This window comes from Kitasatospora sp. NPDC004240, assembly GCF_053603215.1.
In genome coordinates this window covers 15,026-29,259 of the sequence record NZ_JBSGFD010000107.1, presented here as the reverse complement: position 1 = coordinate 29,259, position 14,234 = coordinate 15,026, and the positions used below count along the sequence as shown (strand labels likewise).

Sequence of the window (14,234 nt, the reverse complement as noted above, 5' to 3'; positions counted from 1 at the left end):
AACGGTTGGCGGAGCAGATGTTCCGGCCGTAGCAGGAAGCACCAGAGGAGCCCCCGGGGGAGGACCGTAGCGGGGCGCGGGCGGAGGGGCTGGGTCCGGTCCAGCCGCCTGACGATCACTCGCCGTAGGGCGCGCCCCCGGCTCCGGAATGGGCACGTCGGGCGGCGGCCGGGGCCGGGGTCGATTCCGACGACGCGGCGTAGCAGCAGGCAGGGCCTCGGCGCTTCGGCACCAGGGCCCTTTCGCGTGCGCTACTGGTCTGCGGACCACGGATCGGTCTTCCAGGTGATCTTGAAGACCGTCTGGGGCGGGTAGGACCTAAAGCCCCCGCCGCCGCTGCTGTCCGGCTTGACGTGCACCCAGCCATCTGGGCCGATAAGGGCCAAGCCTGTGTCTGCGGCGTGGCCGCCCGAGGTGGCGGGGAGCTCAATTCTGGCTTCGGTCCATGTGGTCTGTGTCATGTATCGACTGTTCCTGGCCCTGGAGCGGGTTCGCCACTCGGCGTGCGCCGGGTGGCGGGGTCGTTGTCGCCGGTATCCAGCCGCTCGGCCAGGTCCCGCGCATCCGCACGGCGCAGCCGGGCTGTGGGGGTCAGCGGCCTGCCCTCACCGCCCCAGGTCGCCAGGGCGATCATCTGGGCGGCCGCCTTCGGGAGGTCCGCCGTCCCGGGCCCGCTTCTCCTAGCGTCGGGTTCGGCGCGCCACCGCGGCGGGTGTCCTCGGGGCGGGGCTCGGTCTGCGGCACGCCCGGTCCAACGATCGGATGCCCTCTGAGGACACCGACCCGCCCGTCTGCCTCGGCAGCGGCTGTTGGATGCCCGGGCCCCATCCGGCGCATCGCTCCGACCGTGAACACGCCGCTGGCCACTCTGACCGTCCTTCCCGAGGGGCCGATGGAGACCACCGTCCCGGAGCAACGACAGTCGAACGCCTCCCGGAAGCGGTTCGGCACGGGTCGGCGGCTCAGCCCGGACCAGGTCGGGCGGCGAAGTGCCCGGGGTGCGGGGCGCCGACCGGACGCCCGTGCCTCGGAGCGCCCCCGGGCCGCGAGGTGTTGGCCGGTACCGCCCGCAACGGCATTTCAGGCTTGCGAGGAGCTCTTCGGCACCGGCCTCACGCTGCGCTGGAACAGCGGCCCCGTCGAGGGCCACGTCAACCGGATCATTCTGTGGAATCAGCGATGTCAAGCCGTGTACTTGTGCATCACGTCGAGGTAGTGACGGTCTCGGTGAGGCACGTGGTTGTCCCGGCCCGGAAGGCTGAAGACCGCGTAGACGTCAGCGGGCCGGGTGAGGATGCTGGACTGCTGTCCGAAGGTGAGGGTGTCGTTGACGTGATGCTCACAACCTGCGGCGTCCAGGGCCGTGATCAGTTCCTCGCGGAGCACAGTGGCCTCGAACGACTCTGATTCGGGCAGGACGAGAGCGGGGAGCTTTGCTGTCGAACCGGGCCAGAGGTGGATCCAGATTCCGCTGACCGCCCGCTGGGTGACGTCCAGCTTGAGTCCGTCCCAGGAGTACGGGTATCCGTCGATGTCGGGCCCCTTCATGATGTGAGCGGGGTGCGGCCGCCCCGGGCCGAGGAGGTCCTCGGCCTCGGCCAGGGGCATTCCGCAGTGAAGCGGACCGATCCGGCCGGTTCGGGCGAAGTCGACGAGCACGTTCATCAAGGTCACGGCAGTGACTGTGTCACTCTCCCGGGTCTGTGCGCACTCCGGTATATCAGCGCGGTGCGGAGCCCGTCCCGCCCTGTCAAACATCGACGAGCGGCAGAAGGCGGGCCGTCACCGGCACGTCCGGTTCGCGTGGTGTCGGGCCGGCCGGAGTGGGTGGGTCGGCGAGGCGATCGAGTAGCCGGTCCAGGGCCGCCTGGCCGTCCTCGACTGCGCACGTTGCGCTCGAAGTAGCCGGCTTCGGAGTAGGCCCTTGGACAGGGTGTTGGGTGTGATCTTCGCGTGGTTCTGGGTGGATTGCGGGGAGCGGTGTCCGAGCCAGGCCTGCAGCTCGAACAGGTCATCGGTTCTTTGGCGTTGTAGAGCTGGCTGGCGATGGTGGACCGGGCGCGGTGGCTGGTGATGTTGCCGCGGACGTCGGCGGCCGGGACTCCGGCCTTGCGGCAGAGCATCGGGATGATGGTGTTGTTGATGTGGCTGGTGGAGATGCGGCGGGCCCGGACTGCGAACAGCAGGTCGACCAACTCGCCGGTGCGGCGGTCGGTGAACTTCGGCTGGTCGGGGCGGACGGCCTGCCAGGTGTCAACGACTCAAGAGGCAGGGCTACGGCCGCGCGAGCATCTCCCTGCTACGTCACCGGATCCTTCTCACACCCTGATCCCTGCTCTCCGACCATGGTGCGAAAGACTGGCGGCATGCCTGCCACCGCCCCTCTCGCCTCCTCGGAGGAGATCCGCATCCACCTCGTCGCCCGGCTCAACGATGCCCTCCGCCGGCCGGGGATGTGGGGCGGAGAGCTCGGCATCCGGCTGATCCTGGACCACCTTCTGTTCGTTGAACGCCGGCAGGAGGCGTGGGGTGACGAGCAGCGCATCCTGGAGCAGCGCGAGGCGTGGACCTCGACGGGCGTGAAAGGGGCGTTCGAGGACTTCCTGCCGGCCGACCACGGCTGCAGCGTGGCTTCCGTCTACGTGGAGTTCGCGCACCGGCAGGGCTGGCTCAAGGCCGACCGGGTGCTGGATGCGAACGAATACGCCTCGATGCGCGACGCGATCGACTCATGGGCCGCCCACGACCGGGTGTGGCCCGACGTGACCTCGGCCTTCGGCCCGCCGTCGGTGCTGATCGGCAGCACCAACCCCTACTACGGGAAGACGCTCGGCTACCTCACCGAGGACGTATCCGCCCCCATGATGTTCTTCCACCTCTGGAACGGCACCGACCCGGGCACCGAGCCGTCCTGGCCCCCGGCCCATGAGCAACCACTGCTCCTGGCCATCCGCCGTGGTGACGGCCCGTTCGCCGCGAGCTTCACGTTCACTCCGGAGGGACGTCGCCGTCGACCGGGACAAGAAGAGATCCCGGAGGGCCTCGGCTCGTGACCCGGTCACGCTGGGCGATCCCGACATGCTGATCAGCGCCAGGCCGCTGGCCGAAGCGGCGGGATCGCTCACCCGGTGGAACCGTCGAACACCTCGAAACCTGTCTCCACGGTGCCGCGGAACGCCAGCGCCCGGCGGTCGAGACCAAGGGCGTTGAGAAGGATGTCGAGCGCCCCTTCCACGTCGTCCGCCGAGCGGCGCACCCAGACGAACGTGTCGGGGACGATCGCCCCTTCAAGCCTGCTCAGGGCAAAGTCGACCCGCTCGATGCGGAACATGGCGACGTCGACGTATCCGAGGTCTTCCCATCCTCGTTCGAGGGTCAGACGCAACCGTGCCGCAAGTGCTTCCAACGGCGGCTTCAACCCTGCCACCAGTTGGAAGGAGCTGGCGGCGAACTCCCACATGCTCTGTTGGAACGCGGGATTGCGCTTCCCGCCCTGGTACGACGGAGCTGCCTCCCACTCCGGCTCAGGACCCGGAACCTCGATCACCGCCATGCGGCCTCCCCACCCGAACACCACCGTTGCATCCGGCAATCACCGTAGCCCACAACCCCGATCAGCCCGCGCCCGGTGAACGTATGCGGCCAGAGCGCCGGCGAGTCCCAGATCCTGGCGAACTGGCATTCGGGCCACAGGTGTTCAAGGCCCAGTTGCTTGCCCACCGGGAGGTAGACCCACAGGTCGCTCCCCACCGGCCGGGCAGCACCGGGGTCCGGAACCGGATCTTTCCGGTGCCGGGCTCGGGGCCGCCCGCGCGGAAGTCCGGGTCGTTCGACCGGTCGTCCCGCACCGCCACCGTGCACACCAGGGCGTGGTCCTCCCGGGTGCCGTTGAGCATCATGAAGTGGCAGTACTCGCGCTGGACGCTGCCGGAGATCTCGAAGTACCCGCACTACAAGGCGCCCGCGCCGGAGAACGCCTTCGCGTCGTAGACACCGTTCGGCCAGCCGCTGATCTTGTAGCGGCTCTTCTCGGCCGCGAGGAAGGCGCCGGCGGCGTCCACGCTGGGTGCGTCGCCGGGCACGATCGCAGCCATGGGACTGGCGGGCGGCTCCACCGCCACCGAGGGCAGCGGCGAGACGGTAGGCGTGGCAGCGGGTGTGGACGGTGGTGGGGACGACGGCGCGGGAGCGGCGGAGGACGGCGCGCTGCGGACGCGGGCGGCACGGTGGCGGTGACGGTCACCACCGGTGCGGGCCCGGGGCCGCCGGCCGCGCGGGCACCGGCCGCGCAGGCACCGGCCGAGGACCCGCCGCCGAGGACGACGAGCAGCACCAGGGCCGCACCCGCCACGGCCACGGCGCCCCAGGTGACTTTCAGTGCCACCAGAGCGCGGCAGCGCACACGGAACAGCAACGCCGCGGCGGCCCGCCAGTCGCGTCGCATGTGGCGGGCGTGAAAACGCAGGCCACTCGAGCGGGTGTAGCGGTCATCGTCGGGCATCGGGCTCGCAGACCTGGGGCTCGGGCCGACCGCGCGGCACGTACGGCCGAAGCGGCGGTCAGGATCGATGGTCCTCACGACCGCAGTCCTCGGACTCGGACACAGGCTGGCTACTGCTCGGCGCGTTCTTCGCGGCCCTGGGCGCGGCAGGCCCACCGGTGGCCGCATGGACAACGCGCACCCGACGCTCCAGCCACGACACGGCCTGCCCGACACAGGGTCGGTCAAACGAGGCTCCGCTGCTCCCGCCGACTGGTTCCTGCGGCATCTGAGAGGCTGAAGCCTGATCCAGCTGCTGATGCGTCGCGGAAACGTGCGACGCCGCTCGGTCCGGGCCCGGACGGCCAGCCCCGGCTCATGCTGCTCCGGTCCGCGGCGCGGCCGGGCAGGTGGTGCGCAGCGGGATCGCCGGGCCCGGGTGGCGCGGGCGACGGCGAGAGCGGCGCGGGCACCGGCCCCTTCCTCCCCTGGTCTTCGGCCTCCGCAGTACCTGGATGGCATGCCCAGTGCTCTACCCGGGAACGTTCACCGGATGGGCCGGGGGTAGCCTGCGCCCGTGAAGGTCTATCCCCTCTGGCACATCAGTCACCAGAACGAAGCCGGCCCCGATGACGAGACGATTCACCTCGACGGCGGGGGCGTGTTCATCGACGAGCAGGACGGCGACGACGTCAAGCTGCTCGGCATCTACTCCTCCGAGGCCGCAGCCGAAGAGCGGATACGCCGCGCGCGTCTTCTACCGGGCTTCGCCGACGAGCCGGACTGCTTCCAGATCGGAGAGTACGACCTCGATGAGGACCACTGGACCGAGGGCTTCGTCAGCGAGCCGGTCCAGGTCTTCGGGTGAGCGACCCTGCAGAGGTGGGCCATTCACGCCGCTTCGATGAGCGTCCTTCCTCCCCGGCGAAGGCCCTTCTCGCTGTGGATGCGGGCTCGTTCCTTGCGTTGGGCGGCCAGGACGTCGGGGTGGCGGGCGTTGCTGTTGCGCCAGCGCAGGTAGGCGTGCAGCGCGCGGGTCTGGACGGTGTGGTGGGGGTGGTTGGAGTTGGCGAGGGTGAACTGCCGCAGCGGTCCGAAGGGCGCCTCGATCGGATTGGCCCAGGAGGCATTCGTCGGAGTGAAGCACAGGTGGACGTTGTTGTTCACCGCCCAGCAAAGGATCTTCCTGCCGTTGTGTGCGGAGAGGTTGTCGAGGATGGCGTAGACGGGGGCACCGTCCGGGCAGGCGGCCCGGATTGAGCGCAGTGCGGCGAGGGTGTTCGCGGTGCCCTTGCGGCGCCGGTTGACGCCCCACAAGGTGTCGCGGGCCGAACCCGTCGAAGGCGAACGTGCGGTCGGGGAAGTGGTCCAGGACGTGCTCGATCCGGTCGCGCTTGGCGTCGTAGTCGGGGTCGGCGGACTCCTTCCACGTCTTGGTGCGCTGGAAGGTGACGCCGCACCGAGCGTGCAGGCAGCGCAGGGCCTCGCGCCCGATGCGGATGACCCGGCCGTGAACACGGCGCAGGCAGGCGGCGAGTTTGCGGACGGACCAGCGGGTAAAAGGCTGGCCGAGCTTGGCAGGGCGGGTGGTGGCCGTCTGGACGACGAAGTCCTTGTCGTCAGGAATGAGCAGGCGGGGACGGCCTCCCGGCCACCGAGGGTCCAGCAGGCCAAACCGATCTCGTTGAACCGGTGGATGACATCCCGCACCGTGTCCTCGTCCGCCTGGGCAGCCGGGCCATCACCGGGACCCGGTTACCGCCGGCCGAGGCCAGCAGCATCATCGCCTGCCGGTAGCGCACCGAACTGGTGCTGCCCCGCCGCACGATTCTCTGTAACTGCTGGCCCTCCTGGTCCGTGAGCCTGCGGACTCTGACCGGCTCTGCCATCGCGCCCCTCCCGAAACATGTCCAGCCTCGCCTGATATTGATCAGAAACTCAATTGGTTCTCGTCGAGGGTGTAGCGCACGTGCGGACCGTGGAAGTAGCCGCGGACGATGTGGGGCTGGCGTTGGCGGCGGTGGAAGAAGCGCCGGGCTTCGGCTGCCAGTTCGGCCTGGTTGCGGGCCCGGTGGCTCATGGGCAGGCTGCGCTTGAGGTCGGCGTTGACCAGCTCGTCGGGGTTCAGCTCGGGCGAGTACGACGGCAGGAGGTGCAGTTCGACCTGGTCGGCGTGGTCGGCCAGCCAGGCGCGGACCTTCTTGCTGCGGTGGGCCGAGTGCCGGTCCACGACGAGGTGGACCTTGCGGTCGAAGTGGCCGGCGAGCCGGTCGAGGAAGCGGCACATGACCGTCGCGTCGAAGGTGCCGGTGAAGACCATGAAGTGCATGCGGCCCTTGGTACTGATCGCGGACATGGCGCTGACCGAGAAGCGGTTCCCGGTCCGGCGCACGATCGGAGTCCGCCCCCTGGCGCCCCAGGTCCGGCCGGTGACCTGGTCGGAGCGGATGCCGACCTGGTCGGCGAACAGCACCTCGGCGCCCTCGGCCCTCGCCCGCGCGCGGATCGCCGGCCAGGCCTCCTCCAGCCAGCCACGCACGGCCTCGGGATCCTGCTCGACGGCCCGCTTGTCCGGGCGCTGGAACGACAGTCCCCAACGCCGCAGGTACTTGCCCACCCCCGGCTCCGTCAGGTGGACCCGGTACAGCTTCGCAATCAGCGCACCCACCTGGGAACGCGTCCACAGCTGCCCCGAAAGCCCCAGCTCACAGGGCTGGTGGTCGAGCACGGCCTGCCGCACCGCCGCCTGCTCGGCCTCGGACAACACCTGCTGCTCCCCGACCCGCTGGCCACGCGGGCGCCCGATGAGCGCCTCGCGCCCGCCGTCCAGCCACTTCGCCCACCAGCCGTCCAGCGCCTTCAGCGAGACCCTGAACACCGACGCGACGTCCTCGCGGGCCCGGCCTTCCACCAGCCCGGCCACCGCCCGCAGCCGCAACGCTTCCTGCGCCGACGGCGACAAGTGCCGCGCGCCCCCCACCAGTTCACTCACGAGTGGTTCAACGACCGAGAACCCCTACCGTTTCGGATCAATAGTCGACCCAGCCCACTCCCGGGACCGGACCGACCGGCTGGACCGGTCTGACCGCCTCCGGCAACTCTCGGCTCAGCGGTTGAACGAACTCCAGGTCAGCGTGGCCGAAGCCATCAGGTCCCAAGGAGGTCCCCCGGCAGAAGGCACTGCCAAGAGGGAGGAATCCCTGGTGGGGTCGCTCGCGCCCCCGCAGCGGGCTCCGGGGTCGGCCGGACGGTCGCCGGGGCGGCGCTGTCCGAGCGCCCGGCTACCCTCCCGATATGCCGCCTTCTCGCCTGGACATGGCCGACGTCGACGTGGTCCTGGAACTCGCCGGTCCGGTCCGCAGCCGTGTTCCCGTACCCGGTGCCGTGGTGGTGCTCGGGGCACAGGCCACGGTGGTCCTCGCGGACGCGGGGGACGATCCTGAGGCCAGTACGGTGTGGAACCACGAGGAGTTCCGGCTGCTCGGTCCCGGGCCGGCGTCCGTCGCCGAACGGTTCGGCGGAGGATGCGGATGCGGCGGGAACCGGCCCGTCGATCTGCCGTTCCACCTGGCGGTCCGCCTGGGAGACCGCTGCATCTACCTCGGCACGGTCCAACGCAGGTCCAGCCACCACAGCGGCGGGGAACTGGTCTCCGGCACTCTGCGAATCGACCCGCCGCTGAGCGACGAGACCCTCGCCCTGGTACGGCCCCCGGGCCCGGCCCCCGACAACCTTCCCGGACTGCGGTGGCTCGACCACGTGGACACCGACCCCGGCCGCGCCCTGGAATCCTTCGTCACCGGCTGGTACCCGGCCGTAGCCGGCCCGCACCTGCCCACCCGCGTGCCCGGCTCCGTTCCCCGGGCCCTGCGCGACTTCTGCCGCCTCTCCGACACCTATCCGGCCGTCCTCGGCCGGCAGAACGACATCTTCCTCCCGAAGATCGCCGACAACCACGGCGAGCAGCTCCTCATCGGCTCCGAGAACCAAGGTGTCTGGCTTTGGTCGATCCCCTGGCAGCTCGACGCCGCCGACACCGACCCGACCGTGTGGCATACCCGGGAGAACCACCCTCCGACCCCCGAACCGGAGCCGCTGAGCAGATTCCTCCTGCACTTCACGCTCCACGAAGCCGTGGGACGCGGCCCCTACACGGCCCACACCCACGGCCCCAACGACCAGCTCCTGCCCCGGCTGGAGAGCTTCCTCCGGCGCGTACCACTGCGCATGTCCACATCGCCCTCCATACCGGCCGACGTCCTCGTCGGCCCCGGCCTGGTCGCCCTCACCTCACCCGCCACCGAGGCCACGGGCAACGTCGTCGTCGCCGCCCACCACCGCAGCGCCCTCGAACCACTCGGCCGACTCGGCATCCCATGGCACCGGTACGACGGCTGAAAGCCGGCAGGCCGAGACCGCGGCCCGTACGACCAGGCAGCGCACCACCGGCCGGCGGCCAACAGCCCAAGGAATATCGCGTACCGGGCGGTTACGGCTGGTGGGCGGGTGGGCCGGTGATCGGAACGGCGGGATGGTCAGTCGGTGTCGATGGCGTACAGCGTGCCCGTCTCGTGTTCGATGTCGCCGTCCGTCAGGTACAGCGTCCGTCCGTCGACCGCCGGCGCGGAGTTCATGCTCGTGCCCTCGAACGTCCACTTCTCCTTGCCGGTGGCCGCGTCCAGGGCGTGGAGCGTGCTCCATGCGGGGACGAAGACCGTTCCACCGGCAACCGTGGGGGGCGCCACCGCACGTACCTCCGTCTTCCAGCGGAGCGCGCCCGTCTGCGTGTCCAGCACCTGGAGGCCGGACCGGAGGCAGAGGTGGGCGCTACCGCCGACGGCCACCACCGGCACCCCGGTGCCGTCACCCGCGTCGTACGTCCACCGCTTGGCGCCGGTCGCGAGGTCCAGCACGTAGAGCTTGTGGTTGCCGGTGGGCGCGTACACCGCTCCGTCGGCGACCGTCGGCGCGGCCGAGAGGGGACCGGAGTCGAAGGTCCACCTGACTCTGCCGGTGACGAGGTCCACCGCCTGGACCATCGCCTTCCCGGACGCCAGCAGGGTGGCACCCGAGACCGTCACGTGCTCGACGCCGCCGATGCCGCTGCGCTCCTTCAGGTTCCACCGCTGGGTACCGGTCGCGGTGTCCAGCGCACGGACGGTACCGGGGTAGCCGATCACGTAGGCCGTGCCGTCGGTGACCACGGGCGCCTTGTCCTCGGACCCGGAGACGGGGGTCGCCCACCTCGCCTCCCCCGTCTCGGCATCCAGAGCCGTGAGCCGGCCGTCGTCGTCGACCACGTAGGCCGTGCCGTCGACGACCGTCGCTGCGACGAAGGTACGCAGCCGGACCTCCCCCGAGACGGCGGTACGAAACCTCCACCGCTCCCGGCCCGTGGCCGTGTTCACCGCGCACAGGTACCCGTCCTCCCTGCCCGCGTACACCGTCGTTCCGGCCACCACCGGGAATGCGAGCGCCGCGCCGTAGGAGGTGTACTTCCACCGGGCCTCGCGCCCTGCGCGCAGGAACGAGAAGGGTCCCCAACGCGCCTTGACGAGGTCCCACAGGGTGAGGCCCAGCCCGGTGAGACCGGCGACGAGCAGCAACCGGACCACCCTGCGGCGGGGCGGCCCGGCGGAGTCCGGGGCGCCGGTGCCGTCGGAGTCGTCGGTGTCGTCGGTGTCGTTGAAGTCATCCGCGACGGACGTGGACGACTCCGTGACGGCGTCCGGGTCACCCGGCGGGCGCGCGGCCGGCACGGCCCGCACCGTTGCGGGTGCCGTCGGCGTGGGGAGGGGAACCGCCGGTGCGGGCGCAGGCGTCGCCGGTGCTCCCGTTCCCACCGCCGACACGGCTTCGGCCAGGCTGGCGGGCAGCCACGCGGCCAGGGCCTGCGCCGGACCGGCGCCCTCGGTGTGCTCCTCCAGAGCACGCGTGAACAGGCCCAGCAGAGCGGCGGGCGTGGGCCGGCGGGCCGGGTCCTTGGCCAGGCAGCGGCAGATGGCACTCAGCGAATGCGGCAGCCCGCTGAGGTCGGGTTCCTCGTACGCCACACGGAAGTTGAGCGCCTGGGCGGAGCCGGAGCCGAACGGTCCCGTGCCGAGCGCGGTGTACGCGAGCACCGAGCCGAGCGAGAACACGTCGCTCGGCGGGCCGACCTCGCGACCGGTGAGCTGCTCGGGCGACATGAACCCCGGCGTCCCCAGTGCCACCCCCGTCTGCGTGAGTACGGTGGAGTCCTCGGCGACGGAGATGCCGAAGTCGATCACCCGGGGGCCGTCAGCGGCGAGGAGAACGTTCGAGGGCTTGAGGTCCCGGTGGACCAGGCCCACGCGGTGGATCGCCTCCAGGGCCTCCGCCAGACCCGCGCCCAGGATGAGGACGGAGTGCTCGGGCCAGACGCCGTGCTCCTGCACCGCCTGCGCCAGTGAAAGCCCGGGCACGTAAGCCGTGGCCAGCCACGGAGTCGCATCGTCGGTGCCCGCGTCCACCACCGGCGCGGTGAAGATCCCGGTGACCCGGCGGGCGGCGTCCACCTCCCGGGCGAACCTCCGGCGGAAGGCGGGGTCCTCTGCCAGCTCCTCGCGGACGACCTTGACCGCGACGGACCTGCCGCCCGCGGACCGGCCCAGGAACACCCGCCCCATTCCGCCGGCGCCGAGCCGCGCGACGATACGGTACCGACCCACCTGTCGCGGGTCCCCCGGCTGCAACTCCTCCACAGCGGGCCCCCTCCCGGCCATGCGGCTCCTTCGCCGACGGAAGAATGACACACGAACGGCGTCGGGACCATGGGACATCGGCCTCCGTGTTCTCGGGGCCGTGCCCGGTGCGGACCCTGGACGTCGCGGAAGGTGGCGTCGCGGACGAAGTGCGGCCGGCTCGGTTGTCGGGTGAGCGTGCTCGCCGCGCCCCCCGCGTGGGCGTCCTCACGGGGCATGACCGTCCACGGCGGCCGGTGGTGTGCGGTTGCGAGTAGCCGAGCCCTCGGATGACGCCGGTGCGACCCGTCGGGTGCGGCGGGTCAGGGTGTCAGGTCGATGACCCGGACCGGCTGGCCCTTCCAGCGGGCCGGGTCGACGGTGGCGACGACCGCGCCGTCGGGGCGCTCCGGGGTCGGGGCGGCGGCGTAGCGGGTGTGGGCCTGGGCCCAGGTGGTGTCGGTGGCGATGGCGAGGGCGGCGGCGAGGTCGAGGTCGAGCACGGTGACCGCGGGGAGGGTGGCGAGGTGTTCGGCGGTTCCGGGGCGTTCGCGGTCGGCTTCCACCAGGGCGCAGGCGGGGGCGTAGAGGTGCCAGCCGGCTTCGGCGTGGGCGCGGTGGATGAGGCGGGAGGCGAGGAGGTTGCCGCGGCCGGCGGCGACCATGGCGGTGTCGTCGAGGACGACGTGCAGCGCGGTCACCGGCCTTGCGCCCGGGCCAGGCGCCGGTCGAGTTCGGCGTCCAGCTGCCGGGTGTCGGTGCTGTCGGGGTCGTAGCCGTTCCAGGCGGCGAGCTTCTGGCGTGCCTGTTCCGCGCGCTCGGCGCGCTCCGTGGGGGTGAGCAGGGTGTCGGCGAGGCGGGCCAGGTAGGCACGCAGGGACAGGTGTTCGGCGGCGGCGACCTCGGCGAGGCGGTCGCGGGTCTCGGCAGGGATGCGTACGTTGGCGTCGGGCATCGGTTTCTCCTTCCGGTCACCCATGAGTGTACGGGTACGTACCCGTACCCGCCACCCACTGTGATCACGACGCGGGCGATAGTTCGCGTGCCCGCGCCGTCGCCCTCGTCCACCTGGCCCAGGGGATGCCGCTGGCGATCCCCGTTCCGCGGCTCGAGCCGCGCACCGGCACCGCCGAGGAGTGGCGGTGCCAGGGGCGTTGACCAGGCGGCCTTGAAGGGGGTGCCCTCGTAGGTCCGCCGGCAGGGCTTGGCGGTCTGCGGGTGTTTGCGGCCGCTCCGTTCTTCGGGAACCCGCCCCCCGACCAGTCGGCATCCGATACTCTCGGGCCGCCGTGTCGATGGAACCGGAAGACGGCGTTCGCCGGGACGGGCGGCAGGCGGACAGGAGCATCCCGCCAGACGGGCTGCGCACAGCCCGGTTCTGAGCCATAACGAGGGGTCAACTCAGTGAAATCACTGGATAACTGGCGTACCGCCACCTCCTTCGTGCCTCGCCGTACGGCGCTGCGGATTCTCGGCGTCTCGGTGATCGGCGCGGTGGTCTCCGCCTGCAGCGGCAACGGCGAAGGCAGCTCCGGGGTCGCCGGAGTGGCGCTTGGCAAGTTCGCGGCCGGCACCTGGAAAGTGTCCTCGCCCACCGCCAACTTCAAGAGCGGGATTCTCACCGTCACCGAAAGCGGGTCCTGGACCTGCCAGCTCGACGACAACGATGGCAGCCCGGAGAAGCACACCTCGTCCGGCACCTGGAGGCTGGCCGGCCAGTCGCTGCAGCTCACCGCGAACGACAAGGACGCCTCCGCGTCCAGCGTGCCGCCGACTGTCGCGGGCGACGCCTCTGCGCACTTCACCTGGCTGTACGGCACCAAGCCCGATGACATGCAGGTCAGCTACAACTCCCGGAGCCGGGAAATCACCATCGTCCGGCAGACGGGTTACAGGCCTCAGACCATCACGGCGGTCCGGGCCTGAGCCGATTGAGGCCAGGACCGGGCCGGACGCACGATGTCGGTGGCCCGGACTCTAAAGGCCCGTCTGACAGGGCGGCGAGTTCCATGCCGAGGCTCCCCGGACAGGCCCGGCCGGACAACATGTGGACCCTCACACCACACGTGCGGATCACCATCACGAGGGTTCTCGGGACGGCAGCGATCGTCCACCTCGGCGGCGAGGTCGACCAGGACGACCGGGGCAGGCTCGATGACGTCCTCGCACAGGCGCTCGCAGACCGCCCTGCCGGGCTCATCATCGATCTGGCCGGCCACCGGAGCCGACGAGGTCTTCCCCATCCACGCCAGTGTCCGCGCCGCCCTTTCTGCCGGCGCCGGCCGACGCTCAGGTGAGGAGACGGTCATGGACGACGCCCCTTCGCGTTCTGCGTTGACCCTGCCAGGGCGTGCCCGGCCGGCACGGGCCACCGGAGATAGTCTCCGTCCACGCCACCGGTACGGTGACCGCCGACGGGACACCGGTGTACGCGGACACGGCCGGCACTTTCCGGGTGGAGATCATCGGGGAGGTCGCCGGCCGCTCGCAGAACCGGCCGGACCAGGCCGACATACCTGTCTGCACGCCCAGCCCATCCCCTGACGCCCCCTCACACGGTGCGCCCAGCCGCACCGATAAGCTTCCAGCCATGAGCATGGTCAAGGCGGTCGAGCAGGTCGTCCACGAGGCCGAACTCCAGCTCACCGACGGAACCTGGCAGCTCACCGCGACCGACGCGGCCCTGGCCCGCCAGACCGCCTCAGCGCTCAACACCGCCGTCGGCCCCGCCGATGCCCACCTGCCGAGGATCGAGCGGCTCGCCGCGCTGCGCGAAGCCCTCGCAGCCCTCGCCCTGACCGTCGCCCGCACCCACGGCCACCTCGCCTGGTTCCTCGCCGACGCCAGCAGCCACCTCGCACCGGTCCTCCATTGGCGCGCCCTCGACGCACCCGACAACCGCACCTTCGGAGCCGTCCTGCCCACCGGCGGTGAACTCGCCGACGCCGAAGCCGCCGTCCGCCTCCTCGCCACCATGCTCACCCGCAGCAGCCGCACCACCTGACCAGCCGGCCGACAGCCTTCACAGGGGGCTGTCGGCCGGCAGATTCCTC

Annotated in this window: 13 protein-coding genes and 2 pseudogenes; 7 read left to right on the top strand and 8 right to left on the bottom strand. The window is 71.0% G+C overall.

Annotated elements, in window-relative coordinates:
* Window positions 1–1,182 precede the first annotated feature (1,182 nt).
* Complete coding sequence (locus tag ACWEQL_RS26180; protein WP_452152753.1) at window positions 1,183–1,674, bottom strand: hypothetical protein; 492 nt, start codon at window positions 1,672–1,674, stop codon at window positions 1,183–1,185.
* A gap of 692 nt (window positions 1,675–2,366) precedes the next feature.
* Here ACWEQL_RS26180 and ACWEQL_RS26175 point away from each other — a divergent pair.
* A complete protein-coding gene (locus ACWEQL_RS26175) occupies window positions 2,367–3,053 on the top strand; it encodes a hypothetical protein (RefSeq protein WP_452152752.1) in 687 nt (228 codons plus the stop codon).
* A 68-nt stretch (window positions 3,054–3,121) separates the two neighbouring features.
* Here the strand turns inward: ACWEQL_RS26175 and ACWEQL_RS26170 are convergent, their stop codons facing one another.
* Together ACWEQL_RS26170 and ACWEQL_RS26165 are read right to left on the bottom strand one after the other, a co-directional pair.
* Window positions 3,122–3,553, bottom strand: coding sequence for a hypothetical protein (locus ACWEQL_RS26170; protein ID WP_452152751.1), 432 nt, complete (start codon window positions 3,551–3,553; stop codon window positions 3,122–3,124).
* Between the two features lie 397 nt (window positions 3,554–3,950).
* A complete protein-coding gene (locus ACWEQL_RS26165; RefSeq protein ID WP_452152750.1) occupies window positions 3,951–4,094 on the bottom strand; it encodes a hypothetical protein in 144 nt (47 codons plus the stop codon).
* Here ACWEQL_RS26165 and ACWEQL_RS26160 point away from each other — a divergent pair.
* Window positions 4,093–4,236, top strand: coding sequence for a hypothetical protein (locus ACWEQL_RS26160; protein WP_452152749.1), 144 nt, complete (start codon window positions 4,093–4,095; stop codon window positions 4,234–4,236). The genes ACWEQL_RS26165 and ACWEQL_RS26160 overlap by 2 nt on opposite strands.
* 821 nt (window positions 4,237–5,057) lie before the next feature.
* Complete coding sequence (locus tag ACWEQL_RS26155) at window positions 5,058–5,348, top strand: DUF7336 domain-containing protein (protein WP_452152748.1); 291 nt, start codon at window positions 5,058–5,060, stop codon at window positions 5,346–5,348.
* A gap of 23 nt (window positions 5,349–5,371) precedes the next feature.
* On the opposite strand, the pseudogene ACWEQL_RS26150 reads toward ACWEQL_RS26155, so the two are convergent.
* Together ACWEQL_RS26150 and ACWEQL_RS26145 are read right to left on the bottom strand one after the other, a co-directional pair.
* Window positions 5,372–6,369: pseudogene (locus ACWEQL_RS26150) on the bottom strand (helix-turn-helix domain-containing protein).
* A 41-nt stretch (window positions 6,370–6,410) separates the two neighbouring features.
* Complete coding sequence (locus tag ACWEQL_RS26145; RefSeq protein WP_452152747.1) at window positions 6,411–7,472, bottom strand: IS630 family transposase; 1,062 nt, start codon at window positions 7,470–7,472, stop codon at window positions 6,411–6,413.
* A gap of 302 nt (window positions 7,473–7,774) precedes the next feature.
* Between ACWEQL_RS26145 and ACWEQL_RS26140 the strand changes: the two genes are divergently transcribed.
* Entirely contained in the window at window positions 7,775–8,878 is a 1,104-nt protein-coding gene (locus ACWEQL_RS26140) for a hypothetical protein (RefSeq protein ID WP_452152746.1), read from the top strand.
* A 137-nt stretch (window positions 8,879–9,015) separates the two neighbouring features.
* Here ACWEQL_RS26140 and ACWEQL_RS26135 read toward each other — a convergent pair whose 3' ends face one another.
* From ACWEQL_RS26135 to ACWEQL_RS26125, 3 genes are all read right to left on the bottom strand, one after another.
* Window positions 9,016–11,169 (bottom strand): outer membrane protein assembly factor BamB family protein, encoded by a 2,154-nt coding sequence (locus ACWEQL_RS26135; RefSeq protein ID WP_452152745.1) that lies wholly within the window; start codon window positions 11,167–11,169, stop codon window positions 9,016–9,018.
* A 335-nt stretch (window positions 11,170–11,504) separates the two neighbouring features.
* Window positions 11,505–11,873: a hypothetical protein gene (locus ACWEQL_RS26130; protein WP_452152755.1), complete on the bottom strand. Its 369-nt coding sequence runs from the start codon at window positions 11,871–11,873 to the stop codon at window positions 11,505–11,507.
* Window positions 11,874–11,878: 5 nt separating this feature from the next.
* A complete protein-coding gene (locus tag ACWEQL_RS26125; protein WP_452152744.1) occupies window positions 11,879–12,136 on the bottom strand; it encodes an Arc family DNA-binding protein in 258 nt (85 codons plus the stop codon).
* A 449-nt stretch (window positions 12,137–12,585) separates the two neighbouring features.
* On the opposite strand from ACWEQL_RS26125, the gene ACWEQL_RS26120 reads away from it, so the two are divergent.
* The 3 genes and pseudogenes from ACWEQL_RS26120 (at window position 12,586) to ACWEQL_RS26110 (ending at window position 14,185) form a co-directional block, all read left to right on the top strand.
* Window positions 12,586–13,107, top strand: coding sequence for a hypothetical protein (locus ACWEQL_RS26120; protein WP_452152743.1), 522 nt, complete (start codon window positions 12,586–12,588; stop codon window positions 13,105–13,107).
* A 424-nt stretch (window positions 13,108–13,531) separates the two neighbouring features.
* Window positions 13,532–13,642: pseudogene (locus ACWEQL_RS26115) on the top strand (DUF6296 family protein); the annotation flags it as partial.
* Window positions 13,643–13,771: 129 nt separating this feature from the next.
* Window positions 13,772–14,185, top strand: coding sequence for a hypothetical protein (locus ACWEQL_RS26110; protein ID WP_452152756.1), 414 nt, complete (start codon window positions 13,772–13,774; stop codon window positions 14,183–14,185).
* Window positions 14,186–14,234: the final 49 nt, after the last annotated feature.